Below are 14807 nucleotides of genomic sequence, written 5' to 3' on the forward strand. Positions count from 1 at the left end.
AATTTATTCTCTTAGCAAGAGACTCAAGTTTATACTCGATGCAGAGTTAAAGTAAAAAGTGGCGGACGCGGGAGGATTCGAACCTCCGACCGCCTGGTTCGTAGCCAGGTACTCTATCCAGCTGAGCTACGCGTCCACACATATTACCTTCAAGACATGCCATTTTAGGAAAAATGGTGGAGAAGGAGGGATTCGAACCCTCGATAGAGCTACAAACCCTATACTCCCTTAGCAGGGGAGCGCCTTCGGCCACTCGGCCACCTCTCCGTCTTGTGGGGCGTATAATAAAGATTTCAGGAAATATGTCAAACACTTTTCAAGGAAAATCGTATAGATGGTTATAGATTGTCCATAACGAGCCTAAACAGCTTGTTTTTGTTTATCCTTTCGCCGTTTTTTCTTTATCACTCAACGGTTCAAGACCCGTCAATGGGATCAATTCATCAGTTAACTCTGCGAGGTATTGATCTTGATAACCCAATTGTTGAAATTCGGCTATGCAAGCACGATAAAAATCTTCACGTTGATGCTCGCTTTTGTTCGTATCTGTAGGCAACGGCGAAGGCTTTTTAGTCATTATTATTAAGTCCATTTATACATTGAACGAGAATTGCGCAATGATGTCATATCTTGGCTAAAAATAATACTATTGGCCTTTGTATTTGTAGAAAAATTTTACAACTTAGTAACTTTGTTGGAAGACTAATTCAGCATTTCTTTTTAGATCAGCTAATTACAATTGAGTATTAAAATTGACAGCAATAAAAATCAGAAATTTCTGATAACAAAAACGCCGCTAAAAAGCGGCGTTTTCAAGACTTTTAGCTGATTAATCAGCTTGAGGACGCATGTGTGGGAATAGGATCACGTCTTTAATTGTTGGTGAGTCAGTGAATAACATCACTAGACGATCGATACCAATACCCTCACCCGCTGTTGGTGGTAAGCCGTATTCTAATGCACGGATATAGTCATCATCGTAGTGCATCGCTTCATCATCACCAGCGTCTTTCTCTTCAACTTGACGAGTAAAGCGCTCTGCTTGGTCTTGTGCATCGTTAAGCTCAGAGAAGCCATTTGCTAGTTCACGGCCGCCAACGAAGAATTCGAAGCGGTCAGTTACAAATGGGTTTTCATCATTACGACGTGCAAGTGGAGATACTTCCCACGGGTAAGCGGTGATGAAAGTCGGTTGAATTAGCTTATGCTCAGCTGTCTCTTCGAAGATTTCACATAAGAATTTACCCGGGCCCCATACGCAGTTTTCTGGGATCTTAACGTGTACTTGCTTCGCGTACGCTTTAAGTTCTTCAAAATGGTTTTCAGGGTCATTAAATACCGCAGCATCAAAGTCTGGGTTGTACTTAAGGATAGCTTCGCTCATTGTTAAACGAGTAAACGGTTGTCCAAAGTCATACTCTACTGAATCAACCACTTCACCATTTTCATCTTTCGTTGTATTTACAACAATTGGTGAACCAAGTACGTCTGTCGCAACAGTACGTAACATGTCTTCAGTAATGTTCATTAGGTCAATGTAATCAGCGTATGCTTGGTAGAATTCGATCATTGTGAATTCTGGGTTATGACGCGTTGATAAACCTTCGTTACGGAAGTTACGGTTAATTTCGAATACACGCTCAAAGCCACCCACAACTAAACGTTTTAAGTAAAGTTCAGGTGCAATACGTAAGTACATGTCGATATCAAGTGCATTGTGGTGTGTTACGAATGGACGAGCAGACGCACCACCTGGGATCACTTGTAGCATCGGCGTTTCAACTTCCATGAAGTCACGATCTGCTAAGAAACGACGGATACCTTCAACAACTTTTGAGCGAATACGGAAAGTTTCACGTGTCGCTTCATTAGTAATTAAATCAACATAACGTTGACGATATTTAGTTTCTTGATCAGATAAACCATGGAATTTTTCTGGTAACGGGCGTAATGACTTTGTCAGTAACTCGTACTCTGTCATTTCTACGTATAGGTCACCTTTACCTGACTTATTAAGTGCGCCTTTAACACCGATGATGTCACCGATATCAAGTTGACCGTATTTTGCTTTTAATTCTTTTTGTACGTCTTTTGATGCGTACGCTTGAATTTGGCCTTTCATGTCTTGTAACGCAAGGAAAGGACCACGTTTAGCAAGGATACGACCTGCTACTGATACAACGTGCTGCTCAGCAACTAATTCTTCTTTCGATTTATCACCAAACTCAGCTTGCAAATCAGCCGTGTAATGTTCACGACGGAATTGGTTTGGATGACCGTTGGCTGGGCAATTTTCGCGGATTGCGTCTAATTTGCCACGACGCTCAGCGATTAACTTATTTTCGTCTTGGATTTGATCAGTCATTTTTTAGCTCTTTTTTAGCTTGGTGGTTATAGGCCAGATTTAAGGCTGGCTTCAATAAATTTATCTAAGTCGCCGTCAAGAACCGCTTGTGTATTACGGTTTTCAACGCCAGTACGTAAGTCTTTAATGCGCGAGTCATCAAGTACGTATGAACGAATTTGACTACCCCAGCCAATATCAGATTTAGCATCTTCTTGGCTTTGTTTCTCAGCATTTTGCTTTTGAATTTCAAGCTCAAACAATTTCGCTTTTAACTGCTTCATTGCTTGGTCTTTATTCTTGTGCTGTGAACGCTCATTTTGGCACTGTACAACAGTGTTAGTTGGTATGTGAGTAATACGAACCGCAGATTCTGTTGTATTTACGTGCTGACCACCGGCGCCTGATGCGCGGTAAACGTCAATACGTAAGTCTGCCGGATTAATATCAATTTCAATATTATCGTCGATTTCTGGGTAAACGAATGCCGATGCAAATGAGGTATGACGACGACCACTTGAGTCGAACGGGCTCTTACGCACTAAACGGTGAACACCTGTTTCTGTACGTAACCAACCGTATGCATATTCGCCAACAAAGCGCACTGTTGCACCTTTGATACCAGCCACATCACCATCAGTTGCTTCAACCAGTTCAACTTTAAAGCCTTTTGCTTCACCCCAACGTAAATACATACGCAGTAGCATGTTGCACCAGTCTTGGGCTTCAGTACCGCCAGAACCTGATTGTAAATCAAGGTAAGCATCGTTTTGGTCATGGTCGCCTGAGAACATACGACGGAACTCTAGCTTTTCAAGCTGTGCGTTTAAATCGCCTAATTCAGCTTCGGCTTCTGCGAAGGTTTCTTCATCTTCTGCTTCAACAGCAAGCTCGACTAAACCTTCAACATCTTCGGTACCTGACACTAGATTATCAATGGTCTCAACGATAGCTTCGAGTGCCGACTTTTCACGGCCAAGTGCTTGAGCTCGCTCTGGCTCATTCCACACTGCTGAATCTTCAAGTTCTGCGTTAACTTCTTCTAACCGCTCTTTCTTAAGAGGGTAGTCAAAGGTACCCCCGAAGCAGTTCAGTACGTTCGCGAATTTCCTTGATTTGGTTAATCACAGGATTCACTTCAAACATGTACATTACTCCAAAATGGCTGATTTACCGCGCACCGATATCGACAATAAATACGGTAAATTATCTACAAATATTAAAAACGCCCGATTTTAACAAAAAACCGAGCGTTTTATTAGCCTTTTATGTCGATTATAACGATATTTTTATGTCGCTTTTTGTAGCTCTCGAATAATCAACTGTAACGAGAATTTACCACGGAATTCATTTATATCGAGTTGATAAGCAGCTTTCACATAACGTACTTCGGTATCTGGCCATGCACGCACATCAACACCAAATGCAATACCGTCAACTAATCGTCCAGATTGATGTTTTAAAACCAGTTTTAAATGTTTTTCACCGACAATGCGCTGCTGTATTACCTCAAACACATGCTCAAACACTGGCTCAGGAAATTGCTGTCCCCAGGGGCCGGCATTTTTTAGTAAGTTGGCAAACTCCATCGAAAAGCACTCATTAGGTAATTCACCGTCGGTAAGTAAAATACTTTGCTTGTGCTCTTCAGTGAGTGTGTCTGTTACCATTTGCTCAAACACGGTTTTAAATTCAGTAAAACTTTGCTCATTGATACTCAGCCCGGCCGCCATAGCATGGCCACCAAATTTACTGATCAAATGCGGATAGAGTGTATTTACTCGCTCTAATAAATCACGCATATGCAGCCCTTCAATGGAGCGGCAAGAGCCTTTTATTTCGCCGTTATCGCCCGCTGCAAAAATAATCGTCGGGCGGTGATACTTTTCTTTTAATCGACCAGCCAAAATACCAATCACACCTTGGTGCCAATCAGCTTGATATAAACAAATGGCATCAGGCACTGACTCAGTTTTAAATGCTAAACAGTCAAGCACCGCTTGTGCTTCAGTTTGCATGCCCTGCTCTATTTCACGGCGCTCGTGATTGAGGCTGTCGAGCTCACCGGCAATTCGGCGTGCTTGGTTTATATCGCTTGATAACAAACAGGCTATACCTAAACTCATATCATCAAGACGCCCTGCTGCATTTAAGCGTGGCGCTAATGAAAAGCCAAAGTCACTGGCACTTAAACGGGCAGCATTACGATTTGCCACTTCGATTAGGGCACTGATACCTGGGCGTGTTTTACCACTGCGAATACGTGCTAAACCTTGATAAACTAAGGTACGGTTATTGGCATCAAGAGCGACCACATCGGCAACGGTACCAAGGGCTACAATATCAAGTAACTCAGCCAAATTTGGCATTGGCTGATGCTGAAAATACCCTTGTTCACGTAAGTGGCTACGTAAAGCAATAAGCAGATAAAAAGCCACTCCAACCCCTGCTATTGATTTCGATGGAAACTGACAGTCATGACGATTCGGGTTCACGATGGCATCAGCATCTGGCAGGGCTTCACCTTGTAAATGGTGATCAGTTACCAGCACCTTAATACCTGCTTGCTTTACAATTGCAATGCCATCGATACATGAAATACCGTTATCAACAGTGATCACAAGCTCGGGTTGCATAGCCACTATTTGCTCAGCAAGCGCAGGACTTAAGCCATAACCTAGGCTAAATCTGTCAGGTACCAAGTAATCAAGATTCTTTAAGCCAAACATCGCAAGACCTTGCATTAAGGTTGCTGTGCTGGTTGCGCCATCGGCATCAAAGTCACCGACGATTAACACGCGACTTTGAGCCGCGAGGGCTTGTTGCAATAGCACCACAGCTTTGTCGATATCTTTAAACAACTTAAAGTCATGTAATGTCGCAGCGCTATTATCGAGTTCGGTGGCACTTTGCACCTGTCGAGTCGCATATATTTGCTTAATTACAGGGTGTAAATGGTGTGGTAGATGCGAATCATCAACATGAGGACGAGCTTGAATTATTTTTTCCATGTCGGAAATGGTACTTCTTTGCTTAATACAAATAAAAAAGGCCTACGACAAATAGGCCTTTTCGTTTAAAAAATCAATTATGAAGATGTTTTTGGTAAGGCATCAAGCGCTTGGCTGATCTGCGCAGCTGATTGATAACCTGGGATCATGGTGCCATCTTCTAAAATAATTGCTGGAGTACCCGACATACCAAAGCTTTGACCTAGTTGGTAATGCTCAGCAATTGGTGCGTTACAACCTGGCACGTCTGCGACTTCTGCACCCGCTTTTGCTTCAGTTAACGCTTCAGCAGGGTCTTTAGCACACCATACATTCATTAGATCTTGGTAACCTTTACCACGTAAACCACCACGTGGGAAAGCAAGGTATTTAACCGTGATACCCGCATCTAAGAAATCATCAAGTTCACGATGTAACTTACGGCAGTAACCACAGGTAATATCGGTAAAGACTGTGATTGAATGCTTTTCGTTTTTCGCTTTGTAAACGATCATTGAGTCTTCGTACTCAGCAATGCCTTCTTTACGTACATCGCTCAGTGCATGCTCTGTTAGATTAACTCGGTTATTAAGGTCAATCAGTGTTCCTTGCATTAGAAATTGACCGTCAGGGCTTGCGTACAGTACACCCTTATCAGTAATTAGTTCTTTAAGGCCTGCCACTGGGCTTTGGTTGATTTGCTTAACGGTTACGCCTAACTCAGCAAACTTAGCAATAATAGGGGCATCAGCAGCATCTGTTGTTGATACGCCATTGGCAAACACATTTAAGCTTGTGCCTAGTAGTGCTGTGGCTAAAACTAACTTTTTCATAAATATCCTATATCCTGATCATTTTTTATATAGACCGGTACATCTTTAAAAATCTTGCACTAAGCACGTGGATGATGTTGCTCGTGTACCGACTTCAATCTTTCATTCGCTACATGGGTATAAATTTGTGTTGTTGATAAGTCACTGTGACCTAACATCATTTGCACGACTCTAAGGTCCGCCCCATGATTAAGCAAATGCGTTGCAAACGCGTGTCTAAGCGTATGCGGTGATAACGGCGATTCAACTGATGCCAAAATAGCATAGTGTTTGATGCGATGCCAAAAAGTTTGTCGTGTCATGCCAATCCCGCGCTTTGATGGGAACACAAAGTCAGTGGCATGTTTAATCATTTGCGAACGACCCACTTTTAAAAACTGCTCAAGCCAGTACATAGCTTCTTCGCCTAAGGGAACTAAACGCTCTTTGTTACCCTTACCTTTTACAAAGACCACCGCTTGGCGCAAATTAATTTGCTCCATTCTGAGTCCCACCAGCTCAGTCACACGAAGCCCTGTGGCATATAACAGCTCAAGCATGGCTTTATCGCGAAGCCCCATAGGATCTTCTATGTCTGGGGCTGCAAGCAGAGCTTCGACTTCGGCTTCTGACAGCGTTTTTGGTAATGACTGCCCTGCTTTTGGCTGAGCAATATTGACCATCGGCGAATCAACAATGGCTTTTTCGCGTACAAAATACTGATAAAAACGCTTAAGTGCACTGATGCTTCGCGCGGTGCTGCGCGACTTCAGCCCTAAATCAACACGGTATGCTAAATACGCTTCAATATCATCAGATCGAACGGCTAGTAGGTCTTTATCTTTTAAAAATTGGCAAAACTTTTCAAGGTCACTGCGATAAGCTGCGAGTGTATTTTCGCTGACTCCTTGCTCAAGATACAGCGTATCTAAAAATAACTCTAAATGTTCGGCGTTATTTGCTGTTATTACACCTTTTTGGGCTTGTGAATTATTATCAGCCACGCGTACTCTCATCCTTATCAAGGTATCAATTGATTATACCTTACGGTAAACTTACGCCTATCATATCAGGCAAATACACAGTGATAAATACGATGCAGATTGGTTTATTTTATGGTTCTACAACCTGCTACACAGAAATAGCGGCAGAGAAAATTCGCGATATTATTGGTCACGACATCGTGAGCCTTCACAATATCAAAGATGAGCCATTAAAAAATGCAGAGCAATTTGATTTCGTGATCTTCGGCATTTCAACTTGGGATTTTGGTGAGTTGCAAGAAGATTGGGAATCAATCTGGGACGACATTAAAGATGTTAACCTAAACGGCAAAACCGTGGCTCTGTTTGGTATGGGCGATCAACAAGGTTATGGTCAGTGGTTCCAAGACGCACTTGGCATGTTACACGATGAAATTTGTGATCAAAGCATTACCTTGCTAGGCAAATGGCCTAACGATGCAAGTTATGAATTTGAGGCTTCAAAAGCACTCACTGAAGATGGCAAACAATTTGTTGGCTTAGCCCTTGATGAGGACAGTCAATACGAGCTTAGCGATGAGCGTATCGCAAGCTGGGTTGAACAAGTCATGACTGAGTACAGCGAAAGCTTGTAAGTCATGAATAAAAAAGCCAAGCATCGCTTGGCTTTTTAATGGTTATTCAACACGTTGCCAATATTGATTACGATAGAAAAATGCAATATAGCCGCGTACTTCAAGCACCTTACCTTGTTCTTGTGGTGTTAGTTTAAGGGTATAGGTTTTACCATTGTTTGGGTCTAGAATTTCACCCTCTTGCCAGCTACCATCGCCAGCATCTGTAGCGCCTTCTATAATTTTTAACCCTAAAATAGGCTGATTTTTCTTATCACCTTTACACTCTTCGCAGATTGCGTCTTGCTTGGCTGGGTTAAGGATTTTTTCAACACTGCCAACCAACACACCATCTTGCTCACTAATACGTACTAAAGATTTCGCTTCATTCGTTTCTTCGTCAATAGTTTTCCAAAGACCCACAGGCGTCAATGCAGCAAAACTCAACTGAGAAAATAATAAGGTAGATAAAACAATTGATAAACGGAACATAAAAAACTCGTATAAAACTTAAGACTTTGGCACTATATCAGGGCTTAACCAAACACACCATTTTGCTAAGCTCCGAAATCGACACAACATTGCGAGGGAACACAATGAGTCAATTCACATTAATTACCGGTGATATTGTCAGTTACGACAGTAATCAGGTAGCTACAATTAACGCCACGGGCGAAATAAAAATAAATCGCTTTGCTGAGCCATTATTTATTCCTGATAGCGCTAAAGCCGCCATTGAGCTGGGTCGGCTCGATGATAACTTGTTTAATTTAAAAAAGTTATTACGTTCAGGCTATGCCGACCCCTGCCCTACGACCCGCGTGCTAATTGAAACCACACATCCTTTACCTGAAATCAACGGTCTGCTGATAAAACGCCGCTTTAGCATTATTGACTTTTGCAGTGCCGAAATAGAAAAGTCGCACAGTAAAGCCGTGTTAGACGCCCTATTAGAGCTTGAATATGTGCAACAAATTCAGCTTGATGAAGTCATGCAATTACAGCCACCGGTACAATTTAACAACCAATAAAGGTACAATAACTTATAAGTATGCTAATCAGCTCCTTCATTTGTAAAAGGAATAACAATGAAAAGTGCGCTACCTATAATGATTGCCGCAAGTATTTTGCTAACTGGTTGTGATGAATTAGAAGTTGAAGAAACTCATAACTTTGGCGATGAAATGTATGAGAACAATTACACACTCGTCAATACCACTGATTTAGAAGTGGACTATTACATGGCAAACACTGACCTGTTTGGTGATGCTCAAGAAGTTAAAGACTCTCAATACTATGTTGACACGCTTGCATCGCAATCACTTCCCATTGATGTAACACATGCTCACAATGAACGTAGCCGTATTTCATTTTATGTAGTCGATCACGGCGACATAACTAACTCAGCCACACAGATGTATCAGGTAGAGCAAAATCAACCTTATCATTTTATGGCTTGGCAAAATGAAGAAAAGCTTCGTTTAACTCTAGTAAAAAAAGCTAATGATGATAAAGATGACTTTTTTGCTATACGTATTCTCGCAACTGAAAACCTTCGCTTAAAAGTTGAAAAGCAAATCGTCAATTTATATCAAAATCAATTAAGTTATTGGTACCACATTGATGACTGCGCTGATGATTTAAAAGTATCAAAGCTCAATGATGAAGATAAGCGAGTTTATGAACCAGTCTCAATCTGCAACGCATCATATGGGCAGTCATACACTTTACTTTTAAGTGAAGATGGCCTTGAAGCGAGCATAGCTGAATAACCATTACATCTTTAGGTAAAAAGCTTTACAGAGCTCTTTATAATCTTGGCTATAGCTACCATCAGCTGCATGTATGGTTAACGATGATGTATCACATTCGCCGTTGTTTTGGCTGAGTAACAACAGGCTACGACTTGGTTGTTTTTTCTCGGTTGTACGTACCAAGCAATGGCGATTTAAGTACCAGCCTGCTTGCTCTGCTACCGCAATGAATTGTTTTGCCTCTACACAGGGCAAAATCACATTCAAAAGCGTTTTGCCGTGGCTAATCCTAGTACACGCTGCTATTAATTCGCTGAAGCTAAGGCCGTCAGTATGGCGGGCTGTATTTCGAGCATGATTATCACCTTTTAGGCTCGCATTAAAATACGGTGGATTGGTGATGATCGCATCAAAAGACTCTGCTGCGTTGAACGACTGCAAAGCACCTTCGAAAAGGTTTATATCAGGCCATGGGCTAGCCGCAAAGTTTTCTCGAGCATCATTACAGGCACCCGCGTCAATTTCGATGGCACTTACTTTTGCTTCAGGCGCTCTTTGTTTTACCATTAACGCCAACAACCCTGTGCCTGTGCCAATGTCTAAAATGCCCTTAGCACCACTTACATCAGCCCACGCCCCTAACAAAATACCATCAGTCGATACTTTCATCGCCGTGCGCGTTTGCGTTACCGTAAATTGTTTAAACACAAAGCCTGACATTTTTTCACCTTTTCATTCACCACAGCCGCGTTAACGCGTATAATTAGGCTCAATTGTCCTCTATTTATGTCACTCTATGCAATTTTCTGAATTTGATATCGATAACAAGCTGTTAAATGCCATTAATAAAATGGGTTTTGATACGCCAACCAGTATTCAACAACAAGCGATCCCAGAAGCTCTTCAAGGTCGTGATATTTTGGCATCTGCCCCTACTGGTACGGGTAAAACAGCCGCGTTTTTGATCCCTGCAATTCAATACTTGCTTGATTTCCCACGTCGCGATCCTGGCTTTGCGCGCGTATTGATCATGACACCAACCCGTGAGCTTGCTTATCAAATTCATGAGCAATGTGAATTACTCGCAGCACAAACTCATCTTAAAATTGGAGTTGTAACAGGTGGTATAAACTACGGGACACACAGAGAAATTTTCGAAAGCAATAACGATATTCTCATTGCCACACCTGGGCGTTTAATGGAGTACCTTGAAACAGAGAACTTCCATGCTGAAAACGTTGAAATGCTTATTCTTGATGAAGCTGACCGCATGCTAGACATGGGCTTTCGTAAAGAAATGCTACGCATTTGTGATGAAGCACGTAACCGCCGCCAATGTTTCTTATTCTCAGCGACCCTTGAAGGTGACAGCGTTGAATTATTTGCAGAACGTATCTTAAACGACCCTGCACTGCTTGAAGCCGAATCTTCACGCAAAGAGAAAGGCAAAATCCACCAATGGGTTCACCTTGCGGATGACTACGATCACAAACTAAAAATGTTGGTTGAAACATTAAATGGTGACAACATTCATAAAGCAATTGTGTTTGTAAAAACCCGTGAGCGCCTAGAAACATTAGTTGGTGAGTTAAACAACGAAGGCCTTCGTGTTGCTTGGTTACGCGGTGAAATGCCACAAGACAAGCGCATGAAAGCGATGGAGAACTTTCACTCTGGTCGCAACAATATCTTAGTTGCAACGGATGTTGCTGCTCGTGGTATTGATGTTGCTGATATCAGCCATGTTATCAACTTTGATATGCCACGTACCGCAGACGTATACGTACACCGTATTGGACGTACTGGTCGTGCAGGTAAAAAAGGCATTGCGATTTCATTTATTGAAGCTCATGACGTGGCAATTGTTGGTAAGGTTGAGCGCTACATTGAGCAAAAATTGAAACGCCGAGTAATTAAAGGGCTTGAGCCACAGCACAAAGAAGCGAAGATCCCATCTAAAAAGAAAAAAGATCCAGTAAAAATGAAGGCAAAGAAAAAAGCCAAAGCTAAAACGAAGAAGAAAAAGTAGTTTTAACTTTAACATCATTACTGTGAAAATGCCGAGCTTGTCTCGGCATTTTTGTGCCATACCCTTTTTACTTATTAACTGTGTAATTAGTTCACACTTTATTACCCACCCATCACACCAATAAAAATAAAACAATAAAATTCAGCAACTTAAATATTGGAATAATAATTGTAACAGGTTCAGCAATAGTTCACAGCAGACTAGATTAACGAGGGAATTGTATGAGCCGCTTCAAATTAACCGTAGTACTTACTTTATTGAGTTGTATGTTTTTACTTGCTTGCGCAACGACTGTGAGCGCCAATACTAGTGTGCTAACAACAAGCACATCTGCGCAACCGCGCTTACAGCAAATGGCATTGCAGAAGTTAACTCGTAACCCTAACTTTCACATTGAAAACTTACAAGTGATTGTTGAAGGTGAAACTGTTGAACTGAAAGGTACTGCAGAAACAGGCTTTCAACGCGCTTTAGCACAGAAATTTTTAGAACACAGCCAAGGTGTGATGCAGATAAAAAACAACCTTAAAGTGAGTAAGTTAAATCACTCGTCACTTTAAGGTTAGGTTTACAAAAGAGGCTTGAGATTATTCGCCACTTGCTTGTAGGTTGATGAATTTCGCAAGCTCTTCAGGTTGACCCATCAGCATTTGAATTTGCTGATTAATCTCCATCATAGTCTTACCTTCTGGTAATTTAGCTGACACTGAGAAAGACGATAAACCATTCACAAAGTTATTAATCGCTGTTGCAAGTTCTTCGCTTACTGGCACTTGTTGTAACTGCATAGCAACGACTTGCTTAAATTGCTCATGAGTCATGCCTTGCGCAGTTAAGAAGCTATCAACAACCGCTTTAAGCTCACCTTCATCAGCAATCGACATATTGATGCTACGTGGCTCTAACTGCGTGAGTGCTGCCATCATCTTTGATTGCTGTTGTAGCTGCTGCTCTAAAGTAAGCTGACCATCAGCTGCTTCATTTTGCATCTGGCTCACAGCGAGTGATGCTTCCATCAGCGCTGTGGTTTTAGCTAAACCAAGATTAAAGTTAACGTCAGCCACCTCATTTGCAGTCACTTTAAGAGCAAAGTCGCTGTCGCCTGAAGCTTTATTATAATCAAGCGATGAGTCAACGTTATAGCTTGTTGATGCTAGCTTGTTATTAGAATTTTCTGGCAGCTGCGCTAAAAATTCATCGCTAAAACGAAAGTTCTTCATAACAAAACCAGTATGAGGCGGCACGGCATCTACTTCGTAACCCGACACATCAATGCTATCGATTGTTGCGACAGGCTCATTGCTTAAACTATTTGAAACCGTGATATCAGATAACTGCATGCTGCTATCAAAAATACTAGCTGAGATATCGCTGTATTTAATTTCTACACCGCTTTGGATTGATAACGCACTGATTTGCTTATCAACCACCTTTTTCACTTCCTGTGTAGCTGCGTAATTTGCGTAAGCTACGCCACCGACAGCCGCAGCAACAACCGCTGCAATAATTAACTTCTTCATTTTATTTCCTTTAATTGGTGTAAATTTTTTATCAGTGTATCAAATTGTATTTAGTTTATTAACGACAATAGCTCATGCACGGTTTTTACTGGGGTGATCTTAGCCCCAAGGCCTTCCATTGATTTATGGTAATTACGATATGGAATAAAGATCTCAGTAAAACCGTGTTGCGCAGCTTCTTTAACTCGAGGTACGCCGCTGTCGATTGGTCTTACATCACCATTTAAACTTAGCTCACCCATAATACAGGTGGTACGCGGTACAACAAATTCGTTCAAGCTGCTTAAAAGTGCTGTAACCAATGCTAAATCGATACAAGTCTCTGACTCATCGATTTTTAAACCACCAACAATGTTGAAAAAAGTATCGTGGAAGATTTTTGTTTTTGTGTGCTTACGTAAAATACCCGTTAGCATCTTGATACGGTTCATATTTAGACCAACACACACGCGCTGCGGGAATTCAGCTTCGGTTTCTGTGGTTAAACATTGTATTTCGAGTAGTAAGTTACGGTTACCTTTACGGATACAAGTGATAGCAGAGCCCGGAGACTCGGTACTAGAACCAGATAAAAAGATTTCGCTTGGGTTATCAACGCTAAGCATTCCGCGCTCACACATTCTAAAAATACCCACAGTGTCGATATCGCCAAAACGGTTTTTATTAGCACGTAAGGTTCTAATTTGCCCATCATTGGTATCGATATGCAATAAAGCATCAACGATATGCACAAGTGTTTGCGGCCCAGCAATTTCGTTATTTTTGTTTACATGAGCAATGATGAACATAGTGACATCATTTTGCTTACAGTATTGTGTTAAAGCTTGCGCTGCACTTTTAACCTGTGATGGCGAGCCTGGGCTACCATTTGCCGTTTCTGTTACCACGGCCTGAATTGAGTCAATAACCGCGAACTTAATTTTGTTTTTATCAAGCTCTTCAATGATGGCTTCAACACTGGTTTCAGACAGCAAGTAAAGCTCATCTTCGTTGTAATCTAAACGTAAGCGATTCACACGATTTTTAAACTGCGATAGAGACTCTTCAGCTGTACAGTATAAAGAAGGCATTAGCTTTGACATACGTGCGACTAAATCTGATAGCAAGGTGGTTTTACCGGCACCAGGGTCGCCTGAGATAATGTTAACAGAGCCTGTGGTTACACCACCGCTCAATACTCTGTCTAGCTCACCAATTTCCGTGAGGCGTTTTTCGGCCTCAGTGGTCGCCACTTCATTGATTTTCTTTGAACCACCGCTTGCGATACCAGCATAACCTGCCACTGCCGCACGGCTTGCCGCTTGCTTTGATTGCCCCGCTGAAGGCTTAAATTCTGCCAGCGTATTCCACGCTCCACACTTACACTGACCTTGCCAGCGCTGATAGTTCATGCCGCACTCAGTGCAGACAAATTCGATTTTTGCTGATTTTGCCATTCGGCCTTACCTATTTTGGTCGCTGTTTTGTGACTATTTCTGTATTTTCAAGCATATAATAGCTAAAGTAAAACATATGACTCAGGTAATTAAACTAGAGTCACTTTTGTAGTCACAAAAGATAATATGCTGTAACTTGCCCCATGAAAAACGCTTAATCATGCTAAGTGCTTAATTAAGAAATGGTTAAGGGCACAGTTCTTGCTTACAAATAAAACTTTACAGTGCTTGCCATTTAATTGGCGAATACATATAACAATAACTAATAAAATAAAAAACTAGTTACACTGCTTTGGCTTTCAATAGCCAGCTAGTATACCTACTT

The 14807-nt window shown here is 41.7% G+C and carries 15 protein-coding genes and 2 tRNA genes; 5 read left to right on the top strand and 12 right to left on the bottom strand.

Annotated elements, in window-relative coordinates; all coding sequences use genetic code 11:
- Window positions 1–59: 59 nt before the first annotated feature.
- The 8 genes from ABMY41_RS02865 to xerD form a co-directional block, all read right to left on the bottom strand.
- Window positions 60–136, bottom strand: a tRNA-Arg gene (locus tag ABMY41_RS02865).
- A gap of 38 nt (window positions 137–174) precedes the next feature.
- Window positions 175–267: transfer RNA gene (locus tag ABMY41_RS02870), tRNA-Ser, on the bottom strand.
- 112 nt (window positions 268–379) lie between these two features.
- The gene (locus ABMY41_RS02875; protein WP_055020963.1) at window positions 380–577 is read right to left on the bottom strand and encodes a hypothetical protein; all 198 of its coding nucleotides are present in this window, start codon (window positions 575–577) and stop codon (window positions 380–382) included.
- Window positions 578–829: 252 nt separating this feature from the next.
- On the bottom strand, window positions 830–2365 hold the full coding sequence (lysS, locus tag ABMY41_RS02880) for a lysine--tRNA ligase (protein WP_054560811.1): 1536 nt from the start codon (window positions 2363–2365) through the stop codon (window positions 830–832).
- 26 nt (window positions 2366–2391) lie between these two features.
- A protein-coding gene (gene prfB / locus ABMY41_RS02885) for a peptide chain release factor 2 (RefSeq protein ID WP_105181232.1) occupies window positions 2392–3490 on the bottom strand; the annotation gives its coding sequence in 2 pieces (ribosomal slippage) (window positions 2392–3414 and window positions 3416–3490; 1098 coding nt in all).
- 143 nt (window positions 3491–3633) lie between these two features.
- Window positions 3634–5355: a single-stranded-DNA-specific exonuclease RecJ gene (recJ, locus tag ABMY41_RS02890; RefSeq protein ID WP_289097735.1), complete on the bottom strand. Its 1722-nt coding sequence runs from the start codon at window positions 5353–5355 to the stop codon at window positions 3634–3636.
- A 77-nt stretch (window positions 5356–5432) separates the two neighbouring features.
- Entirely contained in the window at window positions 5433–6167 is a 735-nt protein-coding gene (dsbC, locus tag ABMY41_RS02895) for a bifunctional protein-disulfide isomerase/oxidoreductase DsbC (RefSeq protein ID WP_287245118.1), read from the bottom strand.
- Between the two features lie 59 nt (window positions 6168–6226).
- Entirely contained in the window at window positions 6227–7150 is a 924-nt protein-coding gene (gene xerD, locus ABMY41_RS02900) for a site-specific tyrosine recombinase XerD (RefSeq protein WP_289097737.1), read from the bottom strand.
- A gap of 92 nt (window positions 7151–7242) precedes the next feature.
- Between xerD and fldB the strand changes: the two genes are divergently transcribed.
- Entirely contained in the window at window positions 7243–7764 is a 522-nt protein-coding gene (fldB, locus tag ABMY41_RS02905; protein ID WP_054551247.1) for a flavodoxin FldB, read from the top strand.
- A 42-nt stretch (window positions 7765–7806) separates the two neighbouring features.
- On the opposite strand, the gene ABMY41_RS02910 is transcribed toward fldB, so the two are convergent.
- Complete coding sequence (locus tag ABMY41_RS02910; RefSeq protein ID WP_175081026.1) at window positions 7807–8235, bottom strand: DUF2147 domain-containing protein; 429 nt, start codon at window positions 8233–8235, stop codon at window positions 7807–7809.
- Between the two features lie 104 nt (window positions 8236–8339).
- On the opposite strand from ABMY41_RS02910, the gene ABMY41_RS02915 reads away from it, so the two are divergent.
- Both ABMY41_RS02915 and ABMY41_RS02920 read left to right on the top strand, forming a co-directional pair.
- On the top strand, window positions 8340–8774 hold the full coding sequence (locus ABMY41_RS02915) for a hypothetical protein (protein WP_175082923.1): 435 nt from the start codon (window positions 8340–8342) through the stop codon (window positions 8772–8774).
- 57 nt (window positions 8775–8831) lie between these two features.
- On the top strand, window positions 8832–9515 hold the full coding sequence (locus tag ABMY41_RS02920; protein ID WP_287245111.1) for a hypothetical protein: 684 nt from the start codon (window positions 8832–8834) through the stop codon (window positions 9513–9515).
- Between the two features lie 3 nt (window positions 9516–9518).
- Here the strand turns inward: ABMY41_RS02920 and ABMY41_RS02925 are convergent, their stop codons facing one another.
- Window positions 9519–10217: a methyltransferase gene (locus tag ABMY41_RS02925; RefSeq protein ID WP_349274108.1), complete on the bottom strand. Its 699-nt coding sequence runs from the start codon at window positions 10215–10217 to the stop codon at window positions 9519–9521.
- A gap of 76 nt (window positions 10218–10293) precedes the next feature.
- Here ABMY41_RS02925 and srmB point away from each other — a divergent pair, with 76 nt between their 5' ends.
- Together srmB and ABMY41_RS02935 are read left to right on the top strand one after the other, a co-directional pair.
- Window positions 10294–11526 (top strand): ATP-dependent RNA helicase SrmB, encoded by a 1233-nt coding sequence (gene srmB, locus ABMY41_RS02930; RefSeq protein WP_349274109.1) that lies wholly within the window; start codon window positions 10294–10296, stop codon window positions 11524–11526.
- Between the two features lie 221 nt (window positions 11527–11747).
- Window positions 11748–12086, top strand: coding sequence for a BON domain-containing protein (locus ABMY41_RS02935; protein ID WP_175081023.1), 339 nt, complete (start codon window positions 11748–11750; stop codon window positions 12084–12086).
- 27 nt (window positions 12087–12113) lie between these two features.
- Here the strand turns inward: ABMY41_RS02935 and ABMY41_RS02940 are convergent, their stop codons facing one another.
- Together ABMY41_RS02940 and radA are read right to left on the bottom strand one after the other, a co-directional pair.
- Window positions 12114–13046, bottom strand: a complete 933-nt coding sequence (locus ABMY41_RS02940) for a hypothetical protein (protein ID WP_252948975.1) — start codon at window positions 13044–13046, stop codon at window positions 12114–12116.
- Window positions 13047–13096: 50 nt separating this feature from the next.
- The gene (gene radA / locus ABMY41_RS02945; protein WP_175081021.1) at window positions 13097–14482 is read right to left on the bottom strand and encodes a DNA repair protein RadA; all 1386 of its coding nucleotides are present in this window, start codon (window positions 14480–14482) and stop codon (window positions 13097–13099) included.
- Window positions 14483–14807 lie beyond the last annotated feature (325 nt).

The organism is Pseudoalteromonas sp. BZA4, assembly GCF_040104395.1.
Lineage (GTDB): Bacteria > Pseudomonadota > Gammaproteobacteria > Enterobacterales > Alteromonadaceae > Pseudoalteromonas.

Coding starts and splice junctions, on each gene's coding strand:
- dsbC (WP_287245118.1), bottom strand. CDS start 6,167: ATGAAAAAGTTAGTTTTAGCCACAGCACTACTAGGCACAAGCTTAAAT.
- ABMY41_RS02915 (WP_175082923.1), top strand. CDS start 8,340: ATGAGTCAATTCACATTAATTACCGGTGATATTGTCAGTTACGACAGT.
- lysS (WP_054560811.1), bottom strand. CDS start 2,365: ATGACTGATCAAATCCAAGACGAAAATAAGTTAATCGCTGAGCGTCGT.
- ABMY41_RS02925 (WP_349274108.1), bottom strand. CDS start 10,217: ATGTCAGGCTTTGTGTTTAAACAATTTACGGTAACGCAAACGCGCACG.
- radA (WP_175081021.1), bottom strand. CDS start 14,482: ATGGCAAAATCAGCAAAAATCGAATTTGTCTGCACTGAGTGCGGCATG.
- ABMY41_RS02875 (WP_055020963.1), bottom strand. CDS start 577: ATGACTAAAAAGCCTTCGCCGTTGCCTACAGATACGAACAAAAGCGAG.
- ABMY41_RS02935 (WP_175081023.1), top strand. CDS start 11,748: ATGAGCCGCTTCAAATTAACCGTAGTACTTACTTTATTGAGTTGTATG.
- srmB (WP_349274109.1), top strand. CDS start 10,294: ATGCAATTTTCTGAATTTGATATCGATAACAAGCTGTTAAATGCCATT.
- ABMY41_RS02940 (WP_252948975.1), bottom strand. CDS start 13,046: ATGAAGAAGTTAATTATTGCAGCGGTTGTTGCTGCGGCTGTCGGTGGC.
- recJ (WP_289097735.1), bottom strand. CDS start 5,355: ATGGAAAAAATAATTCAAGCTCGTCCTCATGTTGATGATTCGCATCTA.
- ABMY41_RS02910 (WP_175081026.1), bottom strand. CDS start 8,235: ATGTTCCGTTTATCAATTGTTTTATCTACCTTATTATTTTCTCAGTTG.
- ABMY41_RS02920 (WP_287245111.1), top strand. CDS start 8,832: ATGAAAAGTGCGCTACCTATAATGATTGCCGCAAGTATTTTGCTAACT.
- fldB (WP_054551247.1), top strand. CDS start 7,243: ATGCAGATTGGTTTATTTTATGGTTCTACAACCTGCTACACAGAAATA.